This is a genomic window from Tenuifilum thalassicum (genome assembly GCF_013265555.1).
Classification (GTDB): Bacteria; Bacteroidota; Bacteroidia; order Bacteroidales; family Tenuifilaceae; genus Tenuifilum; species Tenuifilum thalassicum.
The window spans coordinates 1679504-1696566 of sequence record NZ_CP041345.1 but is presented as its reverse complement, the minus strand read 5'-3'; the positions used below and the strand labels follow the sequence as shown (position 1 = coordinate 1696566).

Annotated in this window: 18 protein-coding genes; 8 read left to right on the top strand and 10 right to left on the bottom strand. The window is 37.4% G+C overall.

Annotated elements, in window-relative coordinates:
- Positions 1–277: 277 nt before the first annotated feature.
- Complete coding sequence (locus FHG85_RS07105) at positions 278–1072, bottom strand: DUF481 domain-containing protein (protein ID WP_173074394.1); 795 nt, start codon at positions 1070–1072, stop codon at positions 278–280.
- A gap of 154 nt (positions 1073–1226) precedes the next feature.
- Positions 1227–1682 (bottom strand): YciI family protein, encoded by a 456-nt coding sequence (locus FHG85_RS07100; protein WP_173074392.1) that lies wholly within the window; start codon positions 1680–1682, stop codon positions 1227–1229.
- 73 nt (positions 1683–1755) lie between these two features.
- Between FHG85_RS07100 and FHG85_RS07095 the strand changes: the two genes are divergently transcribed.
- Positions 1756–3081, top strand: a complete 1326-nt coding sequence (locus tag FHG85_RS07095; protein ID WP_173074390.1) for a tetratricopeptide repeat protein — start codon at positions 1756–1758, stop codon at positions 3079–3081.
- On the opposite strand, the gene sfsA is transcribed toward FHG85_RS07095, so the two are convergent.
- The 3 genes from sfsA to FHG85_RS07080 all read right to left on the bottom strand — a co-directional run bounded on the left by sfsA (position 3078) and on the right by FHG85_RS07080 (position 6266).
- Positions 3078–3770, bottom strand: coding sequence for a DNA/RNA nuclease SfsA (sfsA, locus tag FHG85_RS07090; protein ID WP_173074388.1), 693 nt, complete (start codon positions 3768–3770; stop codon positions 3078–3080). The genes FHG85_RS07095 and sfsA overlap by 4 nt on opposite strands.
- Positions 3771–3826: 56 nt before the next feature.
- A complete protein-coding gene (locus tag FHG85_RS07085) occupies positions 3827–4552 on the bottom strand; it encodes an SOS response-associated peptidase (protein WP_173074385.1) in 726 nt (241 codons plus the stop codon).
- 253 nt (positions 4553–4805) lie between these two features.
- A complete protein-coding gene (locus FHG85_RS07080) occupies positions 4806–6266 on the bottom strand; it encodes an NAD(P)-dependent malic enzyme (RefSeq protein WP_173074383.1) in 1461 nt (486 codons plus the stop codon).
- A gap of 201 nt (positions 6267–6467) precedes the next feature.
- On the opposite strand from FHG85_RS07080, the gene sucD reads away from it, so the two are divergent.
- On the top strand, positions 6468–7340 hold the full coding sequence (gene sucD, locus FHG85_RS07075; protein WP_173074381.1) for a succinate--CoA ligase subunit alpha: 873 nt from the start codon (positions 6468–6470) through the stop codon (positions 7338–7340).
- A 75-nt stretch (positions 7341–7415) separates the two neighbouring features.
- Here the strand turns inward: sucD and FHG85_RS07070 are convergent, their stop codons facing one another.
- The 4 genes from FHG85_RS07070 to FHG85_RS07055 all read right to left on the bottom strand — a co-directional run bounded on the left by FHG85_RS07070 (position 7416) and on the right by FHG85_RS07055 (position 9793).
- The gene (locus tag FHG85_RS07070) at positions 7416–7838 is read right to left on the bottom strand and encodes a hypothetical protein (RefSeq protein WP_173074379.1); all 423 of its coding nucleotides are present in this window, start codon (positions 7836–7838) and stop codon (positions 7416–7418) included.
- The gene (locus tag FHG85_RS07065; RefSeq protein WP_173074377.1) at positions 7831–8616 is read right to left on the bottom strand and encodes a M48 family metallopeptidase; all 786 of its coding nucleotides are present in this window, start codon (positions 8614–8616) and stop codon (positions 7831–7833) included. Before FHG85_RS07065 ends, FHG85_RS07070 begins: the two co-directional genes overlap by 8 nt.
- Before the next feature lie 11 nt (positions 8617–8627).
- Positions 8628–9113, bottom strand: coding sequence for a DUF4870 domain-containing protein (locus FHG85_RS07060; protein ID WP_173074375.1), 486 nt, complete (start codon positions 9111–9113; stop codon positions 8628–8630).
- A gap of 80 nt (positions 9114–9193) precedes the next feature.
- The gene (locus FHG85_RS07055) at positions 9194–9793 is read right to left on the bottom strand and encodes a DUF4389 domain-containing protein (RefSeq protein WP_173074373.1); all 600 of its coding nucleotides are present in this window, start codon (positions 9791–9793) and stop codon (positions 9194–9196) included.
- Between the two features lie 181 nt (positions 9794–9974).
- Here FHG85_RS07055 and FHG85_RS07050 point away from each other — a divergent pair, with 181 nt between their 5' ends.
- Both FHG85_RS07050 and FHG85_RS07045 read left to right on the top strand, forming a co-directional pair.
- Entirely contained in the window at positions 9975–11363 is a 1389-nt protein-coding gene (locus tag FHG85_RS07050) for an alpha-amylase family glycosyl hydrolase (RefSeq protein ID WP_173074371.1), read from the top strand.
- Between the two features lie 332 nt (positions 11364–11695).
- Positions 11696–12883, top strand: coding sequence for an FprA family A-type flavoprotein (locus tag FHG85_RS07045; protein WP_173074369.1), 1188 nt, complete (start codon positions 11696–11698; stop codon positions 12881–12883).
- Positions 12884–13046: 163 nt separating this feature from the next.
- On the opposite strand, the gene FHG85_RS07040 is transcribed toward FHG85_RS07045, so the two are convergent.
- Positions 13047–13316: a cupin domain-containing protein gene (locus FHG85_RS07040; protein ID WP_220429183.1), complete on the bottom strand. Its 270-nt coding sequence runs from the start codon at positions 13314–13316 to the stop codon at positions 13047–13049.
- Between the two features lie 96 nt (positions 13317–13412).
- On the opposite strand from FHG85_RS07040, the gene FHG85_RS07035 reads away from it, so the two are divergent.
- The 4 genes from FHG85_RS07035 (at position 13413) to FHG85_RS07020 (ending at position 17038) form a co-directional block, all read left to right on the top strand.
- Positions 13413–13802, top strand: coding sequence for a thioesterase family protein (locus FHG85_RS07035; RefSeq protein WP_173074367.1), 390 nt, complete (start codon positions 13413–13415; stop codon positions 13800–13802).
- 6 nt (positions 13803–13808) lie between these two features.
- The gene (locus FHG85_RS07030; protein ID WP_173074365.1) at positions 13809–14570 is read left to right on the top strand and encodes an acyl-[acyl-carrier-protein] thioesterase; all 762 of its coding nucleotides are present in this window, start codon (positions 13809–13811) and stop codon (positions 14568–14570) included.
- 34 nt (positions 14571–14604) lie between these two features.
- Positions 14605–16146: a DUF4301 family protein gene (locus FHG85_RS07025; RefSeq protein ID WP_173074363.1), complete on the top strand. Its 1542-nt coding sequence runs from the start codon at positions 14605–14607 to the stop codon at positions 16144–16146.
- Positions 16147–16801: 655 nt separating this feature from the next.
- A complete protein-coding gene (locus FHG85_RS07020; protein WP_173074361.1) occupies positions 16802–17038 on the top strand; it encodes a hypothetical protein in 237 nt (78 codons plus the stop codon).
- Positions 17039–17063 lie beyond the last annotated feature (25 nt).

Below are 17063 nucleotides of genomic sequence, written 5' to 3'. Positions count from 1 at the left end.
GTACGGACTAAATTCTTACTGTTTTCAGCGGGGACCCCCCGCCACCACCATGGAGCAAAAACCGATTTTTGATTAAACTTCCTAAATAGAACTTTCATAGTAATGCATATTTAAAAAACAAAAGCCGTAGGGGATTTCCTACGGCTTAAATATTATAAAAGCAATGGCCAAACTAATCCCCTTTTGTTCGGATTAATTTATGCCACCACCATATGTTTTTGTTCATATTCATATTGCAATTATATGATAAATTTTCATTTTACGCAATTTTTTCTAATTAAAATGAAACTTCAATAGTAGTTGACAACACATTGAAAAGTTTATCTATTGGAACAACAGGTGCATAATCATATATAGTTTGATATTGAACTATAAGACCTAAATGATCGGTAAAATTATATTTTATACTTGAGCTGCTAGCAAGTCTAGGTGTATAGAAAAATTCATTTAGCTTACTCTGATGGTAAAGGCTAATGTCAATATCTAAATTTATTGGAGTTTTCCATTTGAAACTAATATAACTTCCTATCTTAAAATCTTGTTTTTCAATCTTTTGTGGATTTGGTGGTAACAACTCGTCAGGAACACCATCGTAATTCCATCGTTCAAACTCATAAAAAGGACCTGAGCCAATGTACATTCCAATAAGGTTTTTATAATAGAGTCGGTATCGAAAATTGAAACCAGAAGCATACTTCAACTCCAGGCCACGAGGATCGGACCAATGCATTTGGGCATAAGGTTCCAAAACAAGTCGCCTTTTTTCTATTATCCTTCGATATTCCATGTATAGAAAACCTCCACTCAGTAGTGTCTCTTTGCCATATTTAGAAAGTTCTATCTTATTGGCTATAGTAATAGCATTCCCTTTAAATTTAAATGTGATATCGGTTGTGTTTTCAAATTCAAGAAGATCTTTCTTAAGGTTTTGAAACTTGAAATCTGGAGTAAAACTTCCTTTTATCGTTTTGCTTGTATCAAGTATAACTGCAAAACTCTCGGTATGTAACACCTGTGATTCCGATAGGTGGAAAAGCAATACCAACATTAATAAGATAATGGCTTTTTTCATTTTACGATGATTAAAGTTATAGCATTGACCATTCAACTTTTTGCTTCATTAAAACAATTAAAGTTAGGTTAAGTTTTATATATATGTAAAAAAACGAATAAAAAGAATAAACATATCCTTTAAGTGCCTCTTAAAGAATAACTTTTAAATCTCCTTATGGCATTTCCTTCCATATCTTACTGTGAAAATCTAAGTAAATTGGGATTGCTGCTGAACCATACCAGTTAATTATTTCAGCATCGAGTACACCAGAACTAATCGCGGGATCGGCATTTAGCATCTCTTTTACTTTACTTATATCTGTTTCGTTAATTACGAAGAGTCCACGATAACCGTATTCGTTTTTTCCAAACGGTCCTGCAATAATAAGTTGACCTTCCTTTTCGAGCTGGTTTATATTATCCATGTGACCGCGAAAAATGCTGTCGGTTAATTCTTTCGAAAGGTTATTTACTTTTCCAGATTTTAGCAGAACAAAAGTGTATATCCGCATTCCATAATCGTCGGCAGAAAGTCTTTTAGCAAGAGTCGAGTCGTATCTAGCATTTTGTGCACTTAATTTGCCAAATAGCAACACGATTCCAGTTAAAAAAAATATAAAATGTTTCATGGTTGGAGTAATAAATTTAACTATATTCACGTTTATTGTAACAATAATAATTGTAAAACTAAATTATTTAAAAATGAAACGATTAGCAACTTTTTTCCTATTAGTAATTTTTTCAACATTACTATTTGGTCAAGCGAATAACGAAATTCTAACAAATTTTGCATTTGGCCGTTATTCCGAGGTAATAGAGCAAATCAATAAACAGGAACAGAACACAGAACTTCTGCAGCTAAAAGCCATGGCTTTTGAAGGGCTAAAGCTTTACGATAGCGCAATCACCTGTTATCAAAATCTTTATAGCGCTGATAGTTTATGGGCCTTAAAGGGGTTAGCACGATGCTATGAGAATGCAGGTATTCCAACAAAGGCTATTGAAATGTATAAGATGATTCTTTCGGTTGATTCAACAAATCAACAGCTTAGGTTGAATTACGCATTACTCCTCAAAAAAAGCCTTTATGATAATCAAGCCCTTCAACAATTTAAAACATTGGTTGGTCTAGATTCTACCAATGCAAAGTATTGGGACCTATTAGGTGATCAGTATAAAAAGATGAAATTAAACATTGAAGCAACAACTGCATATTATAATGCCAATAATCTAAATCCAAACGATATTGAAGTTGCAACAAAATACTATAGAATGCTAACGATTAGTAACGTGCCAGCTTCAATTGTTTACGAAATGGTGCTTGAAACCTATCAAAAAGATTCCACCTATTTACCATTACTAATGCTTAAAGGCAAGCTAGAGTCCGACATGAAGAATTATAGCAGCTCATTAAAAACCTTTACTCAAATTACAGCTTTAGGTGATTCTTCCTTCTTTACACTTAAATATTATGGAATGGCATTACATGCCCAAGGTTATTTCTTTGATGCTGAAAGTGTTCTTAAAAAGGCCTATTCATTAGATAGCTCCGATTACCTTCTAAACTTTGTTTATGCAAAAACCTTAACCAATATTGGGGAGAGTGATTTAGCAGTTAATATTTTGGAAAGGACTATTAAAAACCTTTACCCACCTAACGATTTAATTGCAACATTCTACGAGAGTTTAGGTGATGTATTCAAAATGAGAAGTAAATACGATTTAGCTGAAAAAAATTACCTCAAGGCAATGGAGCTGAACAAAAAGAAAGAGCTTGATTGCTTGAGTAAATTGTTGCAGTGTAAATTGAATCAAAAGGATTATATTTCAGCTGATGAAATTGTTAGTAAATACGATAGTATTGCAACGTTAACTTATGCCAACGATAGTGACCAGCTTAGTAGGGCTAAACAAGAAGTGCAGCATTATAAAGAGCGAATAAAGTATGAACAATTTTTTATGGACGAGGATATTAAAAAAGTCTTAAGCGACACATCCAAAAACAAGTTGTTTAATGAAGAATTTTAAAGATCTAGGTGTAAAATCTTTATTGGTTCAATGCTTGTAGGGGTAACCTTAACCTGAATGGGGAAAATGTTTACCCCTGCATTAATTGCTTTTACAAGTTCGTTTGAGTATACAGGATCGATGTCCCATGCAGGTGCAAATGCTTCAACGTCGGTTCGTTGAATTATGTAAATCATTGCAACTTGGTAACCGTTTGATTTAGCCTTAACAAGAGTTTGAAGATGCTTTTGTCCACGTGTTGTTACTGCATCTGGGAATCGCGCAGTATTGCCATCCTTTAAGGTTACGTTTTTTACTTCAAAAAACCACTTTTGGCCATTACTCTCACCATAAACGTCAAAACGGCTATCGTCGTATTTTACTTCTCTTTTGAGATGCTGAAATGCAGGTAACACTTTTATCCATTGGGATTGTAATATATCAAAGGCGATTTTATTTGGATGCGATGTATTAATTCCAACCCAATCGCCATTTATTTTTATCATCTCCCAGGTATATGGGAGCTTACGGTTTGGGTTGGGACTGCGGCTTATGTAGACTTCGGCATTATCCTCCAAACAACTTTTCATTGATCCTGAGTTTGTGCAATGAGCTGTAACCTGTTGTCCGTCATCAAGAATAATATCAGCTAAAAATCGTTTGTAACGTTTTACTAGTCTACCATGTATTAAAGGCTCAGGAAATATCATATTTTTAAATGTTGTTTGTTTTAATCACCAAAATAACAATTTGATTGAGGTGATGTTCAAAATAGCGATTGCTGTTCTGGGTAGGAGTAGGGCTTTAATACATCGGGAGTATTCCTGTTATTTTTTGGATTTGAGACAATTGGTGAAACGGTGTAGGCATTAAGGTATTCCTGTTCAATTGGTTTTAAAATTTCTGAATAGTTGTTTGTTTTTAAATTTGAATCAAGCCATGCTTTGGCTAGCTCTGGTTTTAGTATTGCAGGCATTCTTTTTTTGGTATTGTGTATCTTCTCAAGCAAAGGGTTTGCAGGGACTGTTATAATGCTAAATGTATCTGTATTTTCTCCTGTTTCGTGGTTAGTCCATGTGCTATAAATTCCTGCAAGTTGCATTATTTCGCCTTTTTGGGGTGCTATAAACCATGGAATCTTTTTACTGCCAATATGCTGCCACTCAAAAAATCCAGTTGCAGGAATAATACACCGGTTGTTTTTAGCCGAATGTTTGAACGATGGCTTTTCAAGAATACTTTCAAATCGAGCATTAAGTGTTTTGCTCTTAATTGATTGTGCTTCATATGAGCTTTTAATCCAATGTGGTATCAAGCCCCAGGTCATGGGCGTAAAAATGTCTGGTTTTTGGGAGGATAAAACTGGAATTGTAGGAAAATCGAATGCAGAAACAAAGTAGAATGGTTCAAAGCGATAATCAACGCTGAACTTGGCATTTAATACCTTCTCAAGTCGATGTTTTTCAACCTGTATGCTAAGTGTGAAACACATATGATTTATGCCGAAAAAATTTCAAACCGATGCTACATCCTTCAAAACAGGGTTCGGCCATGCCAACTAATATTTGAAACAAAGCCGAACCTGTTTAGCAATACATTATCCTATCATAAAATAATCTCTTTTATACCAACAAATAAGAATAGATAATTGCTTTATTTAAACAATGTAGGACAAGAAATCCTTTACCCTTTATCCTTAATCCTTAATCCTTTACCCTTAATCCTTTAACCTTTATCCTTCATCATTATTTTCCTTCAATCTGCTTAATGGTCCATTCAAGGGCTTCTTCAAGCATCTCTGCTGGTGGGTCGGTAATAAAGCCATTTTCATGGAGCGATTTAACCATAGTGCGAGAATACTCAATGTCCCTTTTGGCAATTTCGTATGCTTCGTCCCAGGTCATAGGTTTACGAGCCACGCCATCCTTTACAGCCTGAACTGCCACATCGGCTGCCTCAACGGGGAATACATCAGCCTCGTCCATGGTTGGAACAATATTATCGGGGTCAATACCTCGCTTTTCCGCGTAGTTTGCCAGTGAGTGTGCCGCAGCTATGGCCATGTTATCGGTAATTTTTGATGCTCTTACAAGAAGCGCACCTTTTAGTATTCCAGGGAAGCCTAGAGAGTTGTTAACCTGGTTAGGAAAATCGCCACGTCCTGTTGCCACAATATATGCACCTGCTTCTTTTGCAGCATAAGGGTAAATCTCAGGAACGGGGTTAGCACAGGTAAAAACTATGGCTTTGCTAGCCATTAGCCTTATCCATTCTTGTTTAATGGTATCGGGACCAGGTTTTGAGAGAGATATCAGCACGTCGGCACCTTTCATGGCCTCCTCCATGGTCTCTATGCAGTCGGGGTTGGTTTGCTCGCATATCTCCCATTTGCGGTAAAAACGGGAATCGGCTTTAATATCCTCTCTGTTTTTATGAAGGGCTCCCTTTGAGTCAAACATTACCATTTTCTTTGGGTCGCCACCATCGGCAATTATAAGGCGAGCTATGGTTGTGTTTGATGCTCCTGCACCATAAAAAACAATACGAACATCGCTTAGCTTCTTTTGGGTAAGTTTTAATGCATTTAGTAAGCCCGCTAGTGTAACACATGCAGTGCCTTGGGCATCATCGTGCCAAACGGGTATTACGCATTCTTCCCTAAGAACATCAAGAACCTTGTAGCAGTTGGGTTGAGAAATGTCCTCAAGGTTTACAGCCCCAAAGCTGTGTTGGCACATCTTCACAAACTCGATAATTTTATCGGGATCGTTTTTCCCATCTTTACCTTTACTATCAACACAAAGAGCAACAGCATCAACTCCACCTAGGTATTTCATCAGAAAGGCTTTTCCTTCCATCACTCCCAATCCACCAGGAGGGGTACAGTCGCCATCGCCTAATACGCGAGTAGAATCGCTTACAACAGCAACTAGGTTACCCCTATTTGTGAGCTCAAATGAAGCATCGTTGTTATCTCTTATGGTTGTTGAAACCTTCGACACACCAGGAGTGTACCATACGTTAAACCAGTTAAATCCAGGTACTGGCGCTTTGGGTACGGTTTGAATCTTACCACCATAGTGGCGATGAGCATTCTCACTTAGGTGTTTTAGAAATAGTGTTTTCCCTTTGGCACGTTGTTCTTCGTTCCAACTTTCTGGGAACATTTCGCCAAGACGCTCGAGTTTAATATTTACCTTACCCATATTGGTTTTATTTTTAGTTGGTTAAATTCAAATTTGTTGTTCAATTTTCAACACAAGTTACAAATTCAAATTAAATAATCGAGTTTTTTCAATATGTTTTACAAAACATTTTTTTATTGCTATTTTTGATAAAAAAGTGTAGGTTTGAAGTCGGAATCATTGTTGTATTAATTTTGTATTTAGTTAAACAAATATCGATATATGAGCGTATTAGTCAATAAAAACTCACGTGTAATAGTTCAAGGCTTTACCGGAGGTGAGGGCACTTTTCATGCATCGCAGATGATTGAGTATGGCACAAATGTGGTAGGTGGTGTAACACCTGGAAAGGGTGGACAAACCCATTTGGATAGGCCAGTATTTAATACCGTTGCCGAAGCCGTTAAGGAAACAAGTGCCGATGTTTCGGTTATTTTTGTTCCGCCTGCTTTTGCTGCCGATGGTATAATGGAGGCTGCTGCTGCAGGTATTAAGGTGATAGTTTGCATTACCGAGGGCATCCCCACAAACGATATGGTTAAGGTGAAACATTACCTTGCCGATTACCCCGAAACCCGGTTGGTAGGACCAAACTGCCCGGGTGTAATAACACCCGAGGAGGCTAAGGTTGGTATTATGCCAGGTTTTATTCACAAAAAGGGTCACATTGGCGTGGTTTCACGTTCTGGTACATTAACCTATGAGGCTGTTGACCAGCTTACCAAACTAGGACTGGGTCAAAGTACCTGTATAGGAATTGGTGGCGACCCCATTATTGGAACTACAACCCTTGATGCCGTTAAACTACTTATGGCCGACCCCGATACACACGGAATTGTTATGATTGGCGAAATTGGTGGTAGCATGGAAACCGATGCTGCTCGCTGGATTAAGGAGAATGGAACTAAACCTGTAGTTGGTTTTATTGCAGGGCAAACTGCACCTAAAGGTCGCCGTATGGGGCATGCGGGTGCTATAATTGGCGGTGCCGATGATACTGCTGCTGCTAAAATGAAGATTATGCGTGAATGCGGAATTCATGTAGTTGAATCGCCTGCCAATATAGGCCAAACAATGAAAGAGGCTCTCAAGTAAAAAAAACTTTAGTATAAAAAATAAAGCGAATAGTTTGAAACCCAAGAACTATTCGCTTTTTTCGTTATATAGCATTTATTTGTTTATCTCCTTAATCAGAATGGCTTCGGTTCTTCCTTTTAAAAGCATTCTTACAAAAAAGATAATGATAAAACCTGCAACTAACGCGAGTGATGATTTTATCCAAATGTTTTCAAATCGCATCCAAAGAATAGTAAATAATGGTATCTGCGTAATAGCCATTTGAGGTGAAAAGTTAAAGTTTGGGTTAACTTTTACTTCAATCTCTTTTTGTTCATCCCCTTTAAGGGTAATTGTTCTGCTTCCCATTTTTAGAACGGTTGTCGCCCTTAGGGTGTGTTCACTGCCAGAAAGTTCAAGGGTTAGCTTTTCACCTTGGTAAATCTTACCAACCGTTTCACCGTCTATAGTGATTTTAAGTTTACCTTCACTATAATACTTTTCGTTCTTGGGTCTAATAATAGTTATACTACACATTATTCAATTCTTGTTTTATAATTTTCAAGAAGTTAAAATTAAAGTGTTTGGAATTTTTAATTTTTGACTCTTTGTAATTAAGTATCATTCTTATCCTTTTCGTCATACTTGGATGTGATGAAACGATTTCAAAGTTATCGGATATGTTTTCATCCTGCTCCATTAATCTTCGAAGGAACGAAGCTAATGTTCTGGGTTCTAAACCTAATCGTTCTAAAAATGTACAAGAGTATGAATCGGCTAGCTCTTCTTGTTTTCTGTTAAAGCTTTGTGTAAATAGCATTTTGGCAACTTCGCTTCCAACATATTTATCATTCGATAAAAGAAGAGAAATGCCAAGGTCTCTAATCAACCTGTTTATAACATGTCGATTTTCAATATGACCAATTTCGTGCCCAATAACTGCTAATAGCTCATCGTTTGTGTTGCAATAATTTATCAGACCTTTTGTTATGGCAATATATCCTCCAGGAATAGCAAATGCGTTTATGATATCAGAATCTACTATTATGAAGTTGTATTTAAACTGATTATCAGGAAGGTATAGCTCTAAAGTGTCGGAAAGGTTCTTAAAAATTGAATCTATTTTACGGTTACTTATAGTAGTAAAACCGTTAAGTTGGAGTAAATCTTCTTTAATCCTTTTACCAATCTCAATCTCTTTTTCAACTGATATTAATGCAGGTTTTTCTGGAATGCTAACTGTTTTGGAAAAAATTATCCATAAAAGCACTCCAGCAGCAATCAGAATAATCAGTTCAATAAATACTTTTCTCATGCAGTATGGTTCTATAAAGGTGGCTTATTCAAATTAACTTTAACATTTTCGTTTGTTGGCATTTTCTTGTATGCCTGAATGTAAGCAAGTTTTCCAAAAAAGAGAAAGTAGAAGAAACGCCCCTTTTTAGCCTTTACTGCAGCAATTATGCTGAATATGAAATAGATTATGTTAAAGATACCAGCCGTGATAACCAGTCCCCAAAAGGTGTTTGTGAATGGGGTATCATTTACAAGGTTTATAATAGCCCAGATGACAAGTGCGCTGTTTAGCAGTGTAACTGGTATTTGCGAGTAAAGCGATTGTAAAGAGTGGAACTGCACAAACCTACCTTTAGAACGGTTTAAATAGTAGTAAATAATTGATGCAATAAGATTAATGATGGGGAGTGGAAGACCAAGTCCTGTTGTGGCAAACATCATAAAGTATGCCCCCATTGCATCATCTTTTTCTATATCGCTTACTTCATCGGGTTGGGGTATAGGATAAAACTCCATGGCATTTAGATTTTACTAGTACATAAAAAACAGGCAAAGTATTAAATACGATGCCTGTGCTAAATTAGTGAAAAATTTTCTTATTTTTCGTTAGGTAGCTCATCGCCTGTAAAGGCTGGATATTCGTCGGTCATATAGCTCATATAAAGTCCTACACGGGTCATCCATCTAAGCTGTCCAACAACCCAGTTGTGAAATTCTTGAGGATATTTTCCTGTAAATAGCACCACAAACCAAGCAAAGAAAACTAGAATGTTAACAAAGAAACCACGGAAAGCAAGGATAAAGAAATGGGGAATATAAACATACAACCATCCAAAAAAGAATCGAACTAGCATTAAGCCTCTGCTTACCTTTTCAGGATACTCAACCTCAAGCGATGTGTACTCATCGGTTGCATTTATGCCAAATGCAGGGTATCCATCCGAGATGTTATAGATCCTGGCATTTAGCCTTAAATTCCAACGCATTAGGCCAACCTGAAAGTCAAATAAACTTTTGGGGTACTTACCTGTAAAGAGAATTGCCCAAAAAGCTATGATTTGTAGAATTTGCGCCCAAAGCGTAACAAAAATCAGTAAAAAACCATGAGGTAAATAAATGTATAACCATCCGAGAAATGTACGAAGAAGCAACTCAGCTCTTGAGTATCGCCCCTGATAAACAACTTTTAGTTTCATCGTTTTGTTCGATTTTAGGTTAGATAATTTTTATAATACAAGCAATTTACAAGTTTTTTGTAAAATATAAAACTAATGCTTTAAAAATATAGCTATATTAGCAAAAGCCCCTGGTTATGGGCATTTTTTAATCGCAAACGTGTGAAAACTGATAAACTAATATCAACAAAATAGATAAATCATGAGAAAAAAGCATTTTTTCAGGTTCCGGAATCTGATTTACGTTGCTATAATTGCAGCAACGTTATCAATTGCATCGTGCAAGCAGCAACCCAAAGAGGTTGAACCTTTCAAGGTAGAACATGCCGATTGGGTTTACAACTCAACTATTTACGAGGTTAATGTTAGACAGTTTACTCCCGAAGGAACATTTAAGGCTTTTGAGCAACACCTGCCCCGACTAAAAGACCTTGGAGTGGATATTCTTTGGTTTATGCCTATTCATCCTATTGGAGTGGAAAATCGTAAAGGAAGTTTAGGCAGTTACTACTCAGTTAAGGATTACTATGGAATAAATCCCGAATTTGGTACGCTTGACGATTTCAAATCGGTTGTAAGCAAGGCGCATGAGCTAGGAATGAAGGTGATAATCGATGTTGTTGCTAATCATACAGCCCACGATGCAGTGCTTATTAGCGAACATCCCGATTGGTATGTTAGGGATTCATCAGGCAATGTGGTTTCACCATTCGATTGGACCGATGTGGCCAAGCTGGACTACTCAAAACCGGAATTACGCCGCTACATGATTGATATGCTTAAGTATTGGATAAAGGATATCGACCTTGATGGATTTCGTTGTGATGTGGCAGGAGAGGTTCCCACCGATTTTTGGAACGAGGCTCGCAAAGAGCTTAATAAGCTTGGCAAACCCATTTTTATGCTTGCCGAGGCAGAAAAACCTGAACTTCAAAAATTTGCCTTCGATGCCGATTATGCCTGGGAGTGTCATCATATCCTTAACTCAATTGCTCAGGGCTCAAAAACTGTAGCCGACCTTGAACAATACCTCCTCAAGAAAGCGGCAACCTATCCGAAGAATACCATAAAAATGAACTTTATTACCAATCACGATGAAAATTCGTGGAATGGAACCGAATTTGAACGAATGGGTAATGCTGTTAAAACCATGGCGGCTCTCACTTTTGTACTTGATGGTATGCCCCTTATCTATAGCGGGCAGGAAGTAGGTTTTAACCGTAGGTTAAAGTTTTTTGATAAGGACCAAATCGATTGGTCGGATTCATTGAACATGACAGAGCTCTATAAGAAGCTTACAGCACTTAAGAAAAATGCAAGCGTGCTTGATGCTGGCGAAAAGGGTGCCGATATTTTCCGCATTACTACTACCGCCGATAGCTCCATATTTGCATTTACACGCATTAATGAGTCCCAAAAGCTATTTGCGGTCTTCAACCTTTCGCCAGCAGAGCAGACCTTTGAGTTTACCGGCGACGCTCACCTGAACACCCCGTATGTTGACTATTTTAGCAATATCCCTGCAGAGTTTTCAAAGGAACAAAAGCTAACACTGAAACCATGGGAATTCCATATTTACCTCAATAGGTAAATGATAACCGATAAGAAGCCGGCTATGCCGGCTTTTTTATTTCTATTAGTTAGCTTTCCCTATTTATTATTTAAAGCATAAAGCTGATTCTTGACAAAAAAACAGAACTGCTATAACTGGGTTTACTTTCCATTTACTCTTTGTTTTCATCTTCCCGTTTAAAACTAGTACCTGATTTCCTTTCGAACTTTGCATTTACAGCATTTTTTATAAAATCAGCACCTTGCTATTTTTATTTAGATTGATTTTTAACAAGAATATTTTGTTCGATATAATCCCTTTAATTTTCTACTTTTGCGAAAAATTTGGTAATAATTAAAAACCATATAGATATGTTTTATACAGTACCGGTAGTAGGAAAAGTTCATTGGATAGGTGTAAACGACCGTCGTAAACGGTTATTTGAAAACATTTGGCCAATGGATAGGGGAGTTTCCTATAACTCTTACCTAATTGCTGACGAAAAAACAGCCCTTATCGATACTATTGAGGATAGGGTTGCAGGTAACTACATTGAGCGTATCGAGGCTTTACTTGATGGTCGGACATTGGACTACCTTGTTATTAACCACATGGAACCCGACCATTCAGGAGAGATAAAGGCTATTTTCGACCACTTTAAGGGGGTAAAAATAGTGGGAAATACCAAAACCTTTAAGATGGTTGAAGCCTACTGGGGAATCAATGAGAATCTGATTGAGGTAAACGATGGAGATACCCTTGACCTTGGACACCATAAGCTAAAGTTTGTAATGACCCCTTGGGTTCACTGGCCCGAAACAATGATGACCTACGATTTAACGGAGCAAATCCTTTTCTCAGGTGATGCTTTTGGTAGCTTTGGTGCTCTTGATGGTGGAATATTCGACGACGAAATAAACTTTAACTTCTTTGAGGATGAGATGCGCCGCTACTACTCAAATATTGTTGGAAAGTATAGCAATATGGTGCAAAAGGCATTTGCAAAGCTAAAAGATATCCCTGTTAAAGTGGTTGCCTCAACTCATGGCCCGGTTTGGCGCTCAAACCCTCAAAAGGTGCTCGACCTTTACGATCGTTGGAGCCGTTATGAGGCTGAGGAGGGTGTGGTTATTATTTTTGCATCGATGTATGGCAACACCGAGGAGATTGCCGATTACATCGGCCGAAAGATAGCCGAACAAGGTATAAAGAATATTCGCATTCACGATGTTAGCCGAACACACATTAGCCACCTTATCAATGAGATTTGGAAGTACCGTGGACTAGTTCTTGGCTCATGTGCATACAACTCCGAGATGTTCCCCTTAATGGAACAGCTTACCCGTGAGTTAACCCACATGGGAATAAAGAATAAAAAGCTAGCGCTCTTTGGTAGCTATAGCTGGAATGGTGGTGGTGTGAAGAATCTGAAAAAGTTCGCAGAAGAGGCTAAACTTGAACTTGTTGCTGAACCTGCTGAAATTTATGGTAAACCCAATGCCGATAAGTTGAAACAGTTCGATGAGCTGGCTAAAAAAGTTGCCGAGAGCGTAAAATAAATTTTGGTTGATTTAAGAAAAGAAAAAAGAGACGTAAAACAACGTCTCTTTTTTTATGTTTAAAACTTTTACACGTATTTTTAGCTAATAAATGTAATCTTCAACGCTAAACGCTGCATGTGTCACATTTAACGTTCCACCTTTAATTCTTCAAGGGATTAAATTATTTGAAATTATAGTGCTTACGAATGGGTTTCTTAACGTTCCAAACGCACTTCAACCCTTTTTTAAAGGTTACAAAATCGCCTGCCTTAATGGTGTAGGTTCCTTCGTCGGTTTTAACATCAACTTCACCTTCTAGTATTAAGCACTCCTCATCAGAATCATAGTACCAATCGAAGGTTGAAGCTTCTTTTGTCCAGATAGGCCAATTCTTTATCCCCTTTTGGTTAACCTGTTCGTCGGTTAGCTTCTCTATTATAACCATGCTCATAGCTTTTAACATTAAGTAAACATGCAAAAGTACGAATTAATACTATTAGTTGAAAATAGTTAATATCTTTGTGTAACCATTAAAAATGCTATTGTTATGGAGTTTAATATACCGTTAAAAGTTGAGTATACTGCAACCGAAATAGTTACAAAAGAGAATACTGCATCCAAATATGGTTCAGGCTTGGTTGATGTTTTTGCTACACCAGCCATGGTTGCTTTAATGGAAAAAGCAGCTTTAAATGCAGTTTTGCCCTATTTGCCCGACGGATTTAACACGGTTGGTACCGAGGTGTGTGTTAAGCATACCAAGGCTACTCCAATGGGATGGGAGGTTAGTAGTAAGGCAACACTGATAGCTGTTGATGGTAAAAAATTGACCTTTGAAGTTGTTGCCTGGGATAAAGAAGGCGAAATTGGTAGGGGTACGCACAACCGTTACATCATAGACAGTAAACGCTTTATGGAAAAATTTTCGTCAAAATAGTTCTTCATGGTATTATCTAGCTACCAACTCCCTAAATATCATAAGCATTCAATTAGAATACATTCATATGAGGTTGACTTTAACCAAAAGTTAACGGTTACAGCTCTCTTCAATTACTTTCAGGAAATCGCCTGGGAGCATGCCCATATACTTGGATATGGTTTTGAGCATCTGTTACAAAAAGGTTTGTTCTGGGTGCTTTCGCGTGTTGAAGCTGAAATCTATCGGTTACCCCAATGGACGGAGCAGGTAACCTTGCTGACTTGGCCTAGAGGATCAGACGGAATCTTTGCTTTTCGCGATTTTGAAATGTATGATGAGAGTGGTAAAAGAATAATTGCTGCCACTTCAAGCTGGTTGGTTTTAAATGCTAAATCGCATCGTCCTGTTCGCATTAATTGGTTCTCCGATTTTGATTTTGCCCAACGTAATGCTTTGGGTCGAAATGCTGCCAGGCTATTAGAAGCGGGTGGGGTACCTGACTTCTCAGAAAAGATTGGTGTTAGAATTGGCGATATCGATATGAACCAGCATGTGAACAACGTAAAATATATCGATTGGGCTTACAATACCTTTAGCATTGACCATTTTAAAAACTTCTACCCTGCAAGGGTGGCTGTAAATTTTAATGCCGAAGCAAAAGCAGGCGACATTCTTGCTATCAGTCGATTTCAGGAACAGAATGGTGAGAGTTTGGTAGATATTACTAGCGCCGATAATAATAAGAATTTATGCAGGTTAATGTTTTCTTGGAAGAAAATATCGTAAATTTAAACTGGTTTTAATCAAATGTAAGGTGACTATGTTTAGCCGGAGTGATATTGATCAAATGCAGAAGAAGGGAATAACTTCCGAAATGGTTGAGGCTCAAATTGAGCAGTTTAAAAAGGGGTTTCCGTTTATGAAATTAGTGAAACCCGCCACTGTTGGCGATGGAATTATTAAACTTGACGATGAAGAACTTGATAGTTTGATCGATATCTATCGAGATTTTGAGGGCTCTAGGGTTAAATTTGTACCGGCTTCGGGAGCTGCAACCAGAATGTTTAAGCACTTATATGAGTTTCAGGCCGATTACCACGTAATGGGATTAGAGTGTTTTAACGATAAAAGTTTTGGCTCAATTTATACCTTTTTCAATAGAATTAAGGATTTCCCATTTTACGATAAGCTTTACAACGAGCTTTGGGCTCAAGGCTACAAAATGGAAGAGCTCATTGAACAAAACGATTATCTACCTATAGTTAACACTCTGCTAGGACATGATGGGCTTAACTATGGGAATCTCCCCAAAGCGCTGATCCTTTTCCATAAGTATGGCGACATTGCCCGAACTGCCCTTGAAGAACATCTTGTTGAGGGAGCCCAGTATGCACGCGACAAACATGGCAATGTAAATATTCACCTAACGGTTTCTCCAGAGCATCTCGATGGTTTTGAGTCGCTAATCGAGAGGGTAAAGTCTTTCTACGAGAATCATTACGATGTTACATTGAACATCTCATATTCTGTACAAAAGCCATCTACCGACACCGTAGCAGTTGATATGAATAACAATCCATTTCGTAATGATGATGGAACGCTACTTTTCCGACCAGGTGGGCATGGTGCTTTAATCGAAAATCTTAACGACTTGGGCCAGGAACTTGTCTTTATAAAGAATATCGACAATGTAGCACCTGATCATCTGAAACCACATACCGTTAGGTATAAAAAGGCTTTGGCAGGTATGCTTTTAAGCTATCAAAAAATTATATTTAGGTATCTCCATGAGCTACATAACAGCAATCCACCTTTTGAGGAGCTAAAATCGATATTGGAGTTTACTCAAGATGAGCTATGTGTCATGCCGCCAAAAGGTATTGACCTGACAAACCCCGATATTTTAAAAGATTATCTAATTAGAATTCTTAACCGTCCAATTAGGGTTTGTGGAATGGTTAAAAATGAAGGAGAGCCAGGTGGTGGTCCATTCTGGGCAGTTAATCCCGATGGTACTGTATCGCTTCAAATAGTTGAGAGTTCCCAAATCGATTTGAATAATTCCGAGGCAAAAACAATTTTCAAGGCTTCAACCCACTTCAACCCGGTTGATATTGTTTGCTCGTTTGTAGATTTTAAAGGCGAAAAATTCAACCTTTTAGATTACCGTGATCCAGAAACCGGTTTTATATCCACTAAAAGTAAGGATGGTAAACAGCTCAAGGCGTTGGAACTTCCTGGCCTTTGGAATGGTGCCATGAGCAGCTGGAATACCATATTCGTTGAAGTACCCCTATCAACGTTTTCCCCGGTAAAAACGGTGAACGATTTGCTAAGGGAAGAGCATCAACCATGTAGATAAATTCTTAATGGTTTTGGTTTTTAATCAAAATGATTAACAGGGTGAAAACCCTGTTTTTTGTATGTTTCATCAATTTTCACAGGAAAGTGATAGTTTATATGATATTATTATAATTTTGATTCGAGTAAAAATCTCAGGATATTTCCTTTATCAAGGGAGCGTGTTCTGAGTGTAATTTCTCACCATTTAATCTTGATAAAAGAACTGGTTTGTCGCTAAAGTATGTTGTTTACTACAATTAGCAAAGTACCCGTTGATTTGTTTCTTGCATTCTTGTTTCAAAACATCTAGAGTTCTATAAAACGAAAAGCTTTTCAAGACAAGACCAAAATTAAGTTTCATAATTGGGTGCAGATTGAGAGAATACTATTCCTCCGATATCCATACCAAGAATCACAAAGTATTTGTTGATTTTCCTCCTGCTGATATGGTGAATAACAAATAAACTAACATTGTGTTGCTCAAAACACTTATATGGATTAACAGTTGTGCACCTAATATCGCATTATACAAATAATGTGTTATAAAACATGTATTAAAAATTGATTTGTGTTTGATTTTTTTTTTTTTTTTGTAATGTTTTTGAAGGGCCCAATCAAAAACTGCCCACCCCCTCAAGGGTAATAGTTTGAGGGATTAAAAAAACGTAACGATTATGAAAAAAGTAGCTAAATTATTCTTTGTTGCAATTCTATTCGGTATGGCAATACTACCTTTAGGTAGCGCTAATGCGGAAGGAAAAGATGAGCTAAAAAAGGCTACAGCTGATGATAATTGCGATTTAATAACTATCCAATGTGCCAATGGTAACGGAACTTACCTTCTTTTATGTGGTACTGATAAAGAAAAAGATGAAGATTTTGCTCTTGTAAGGAAAGCAATCTGTGGATAGAAATTATATTAAGTAGCTGGAATAA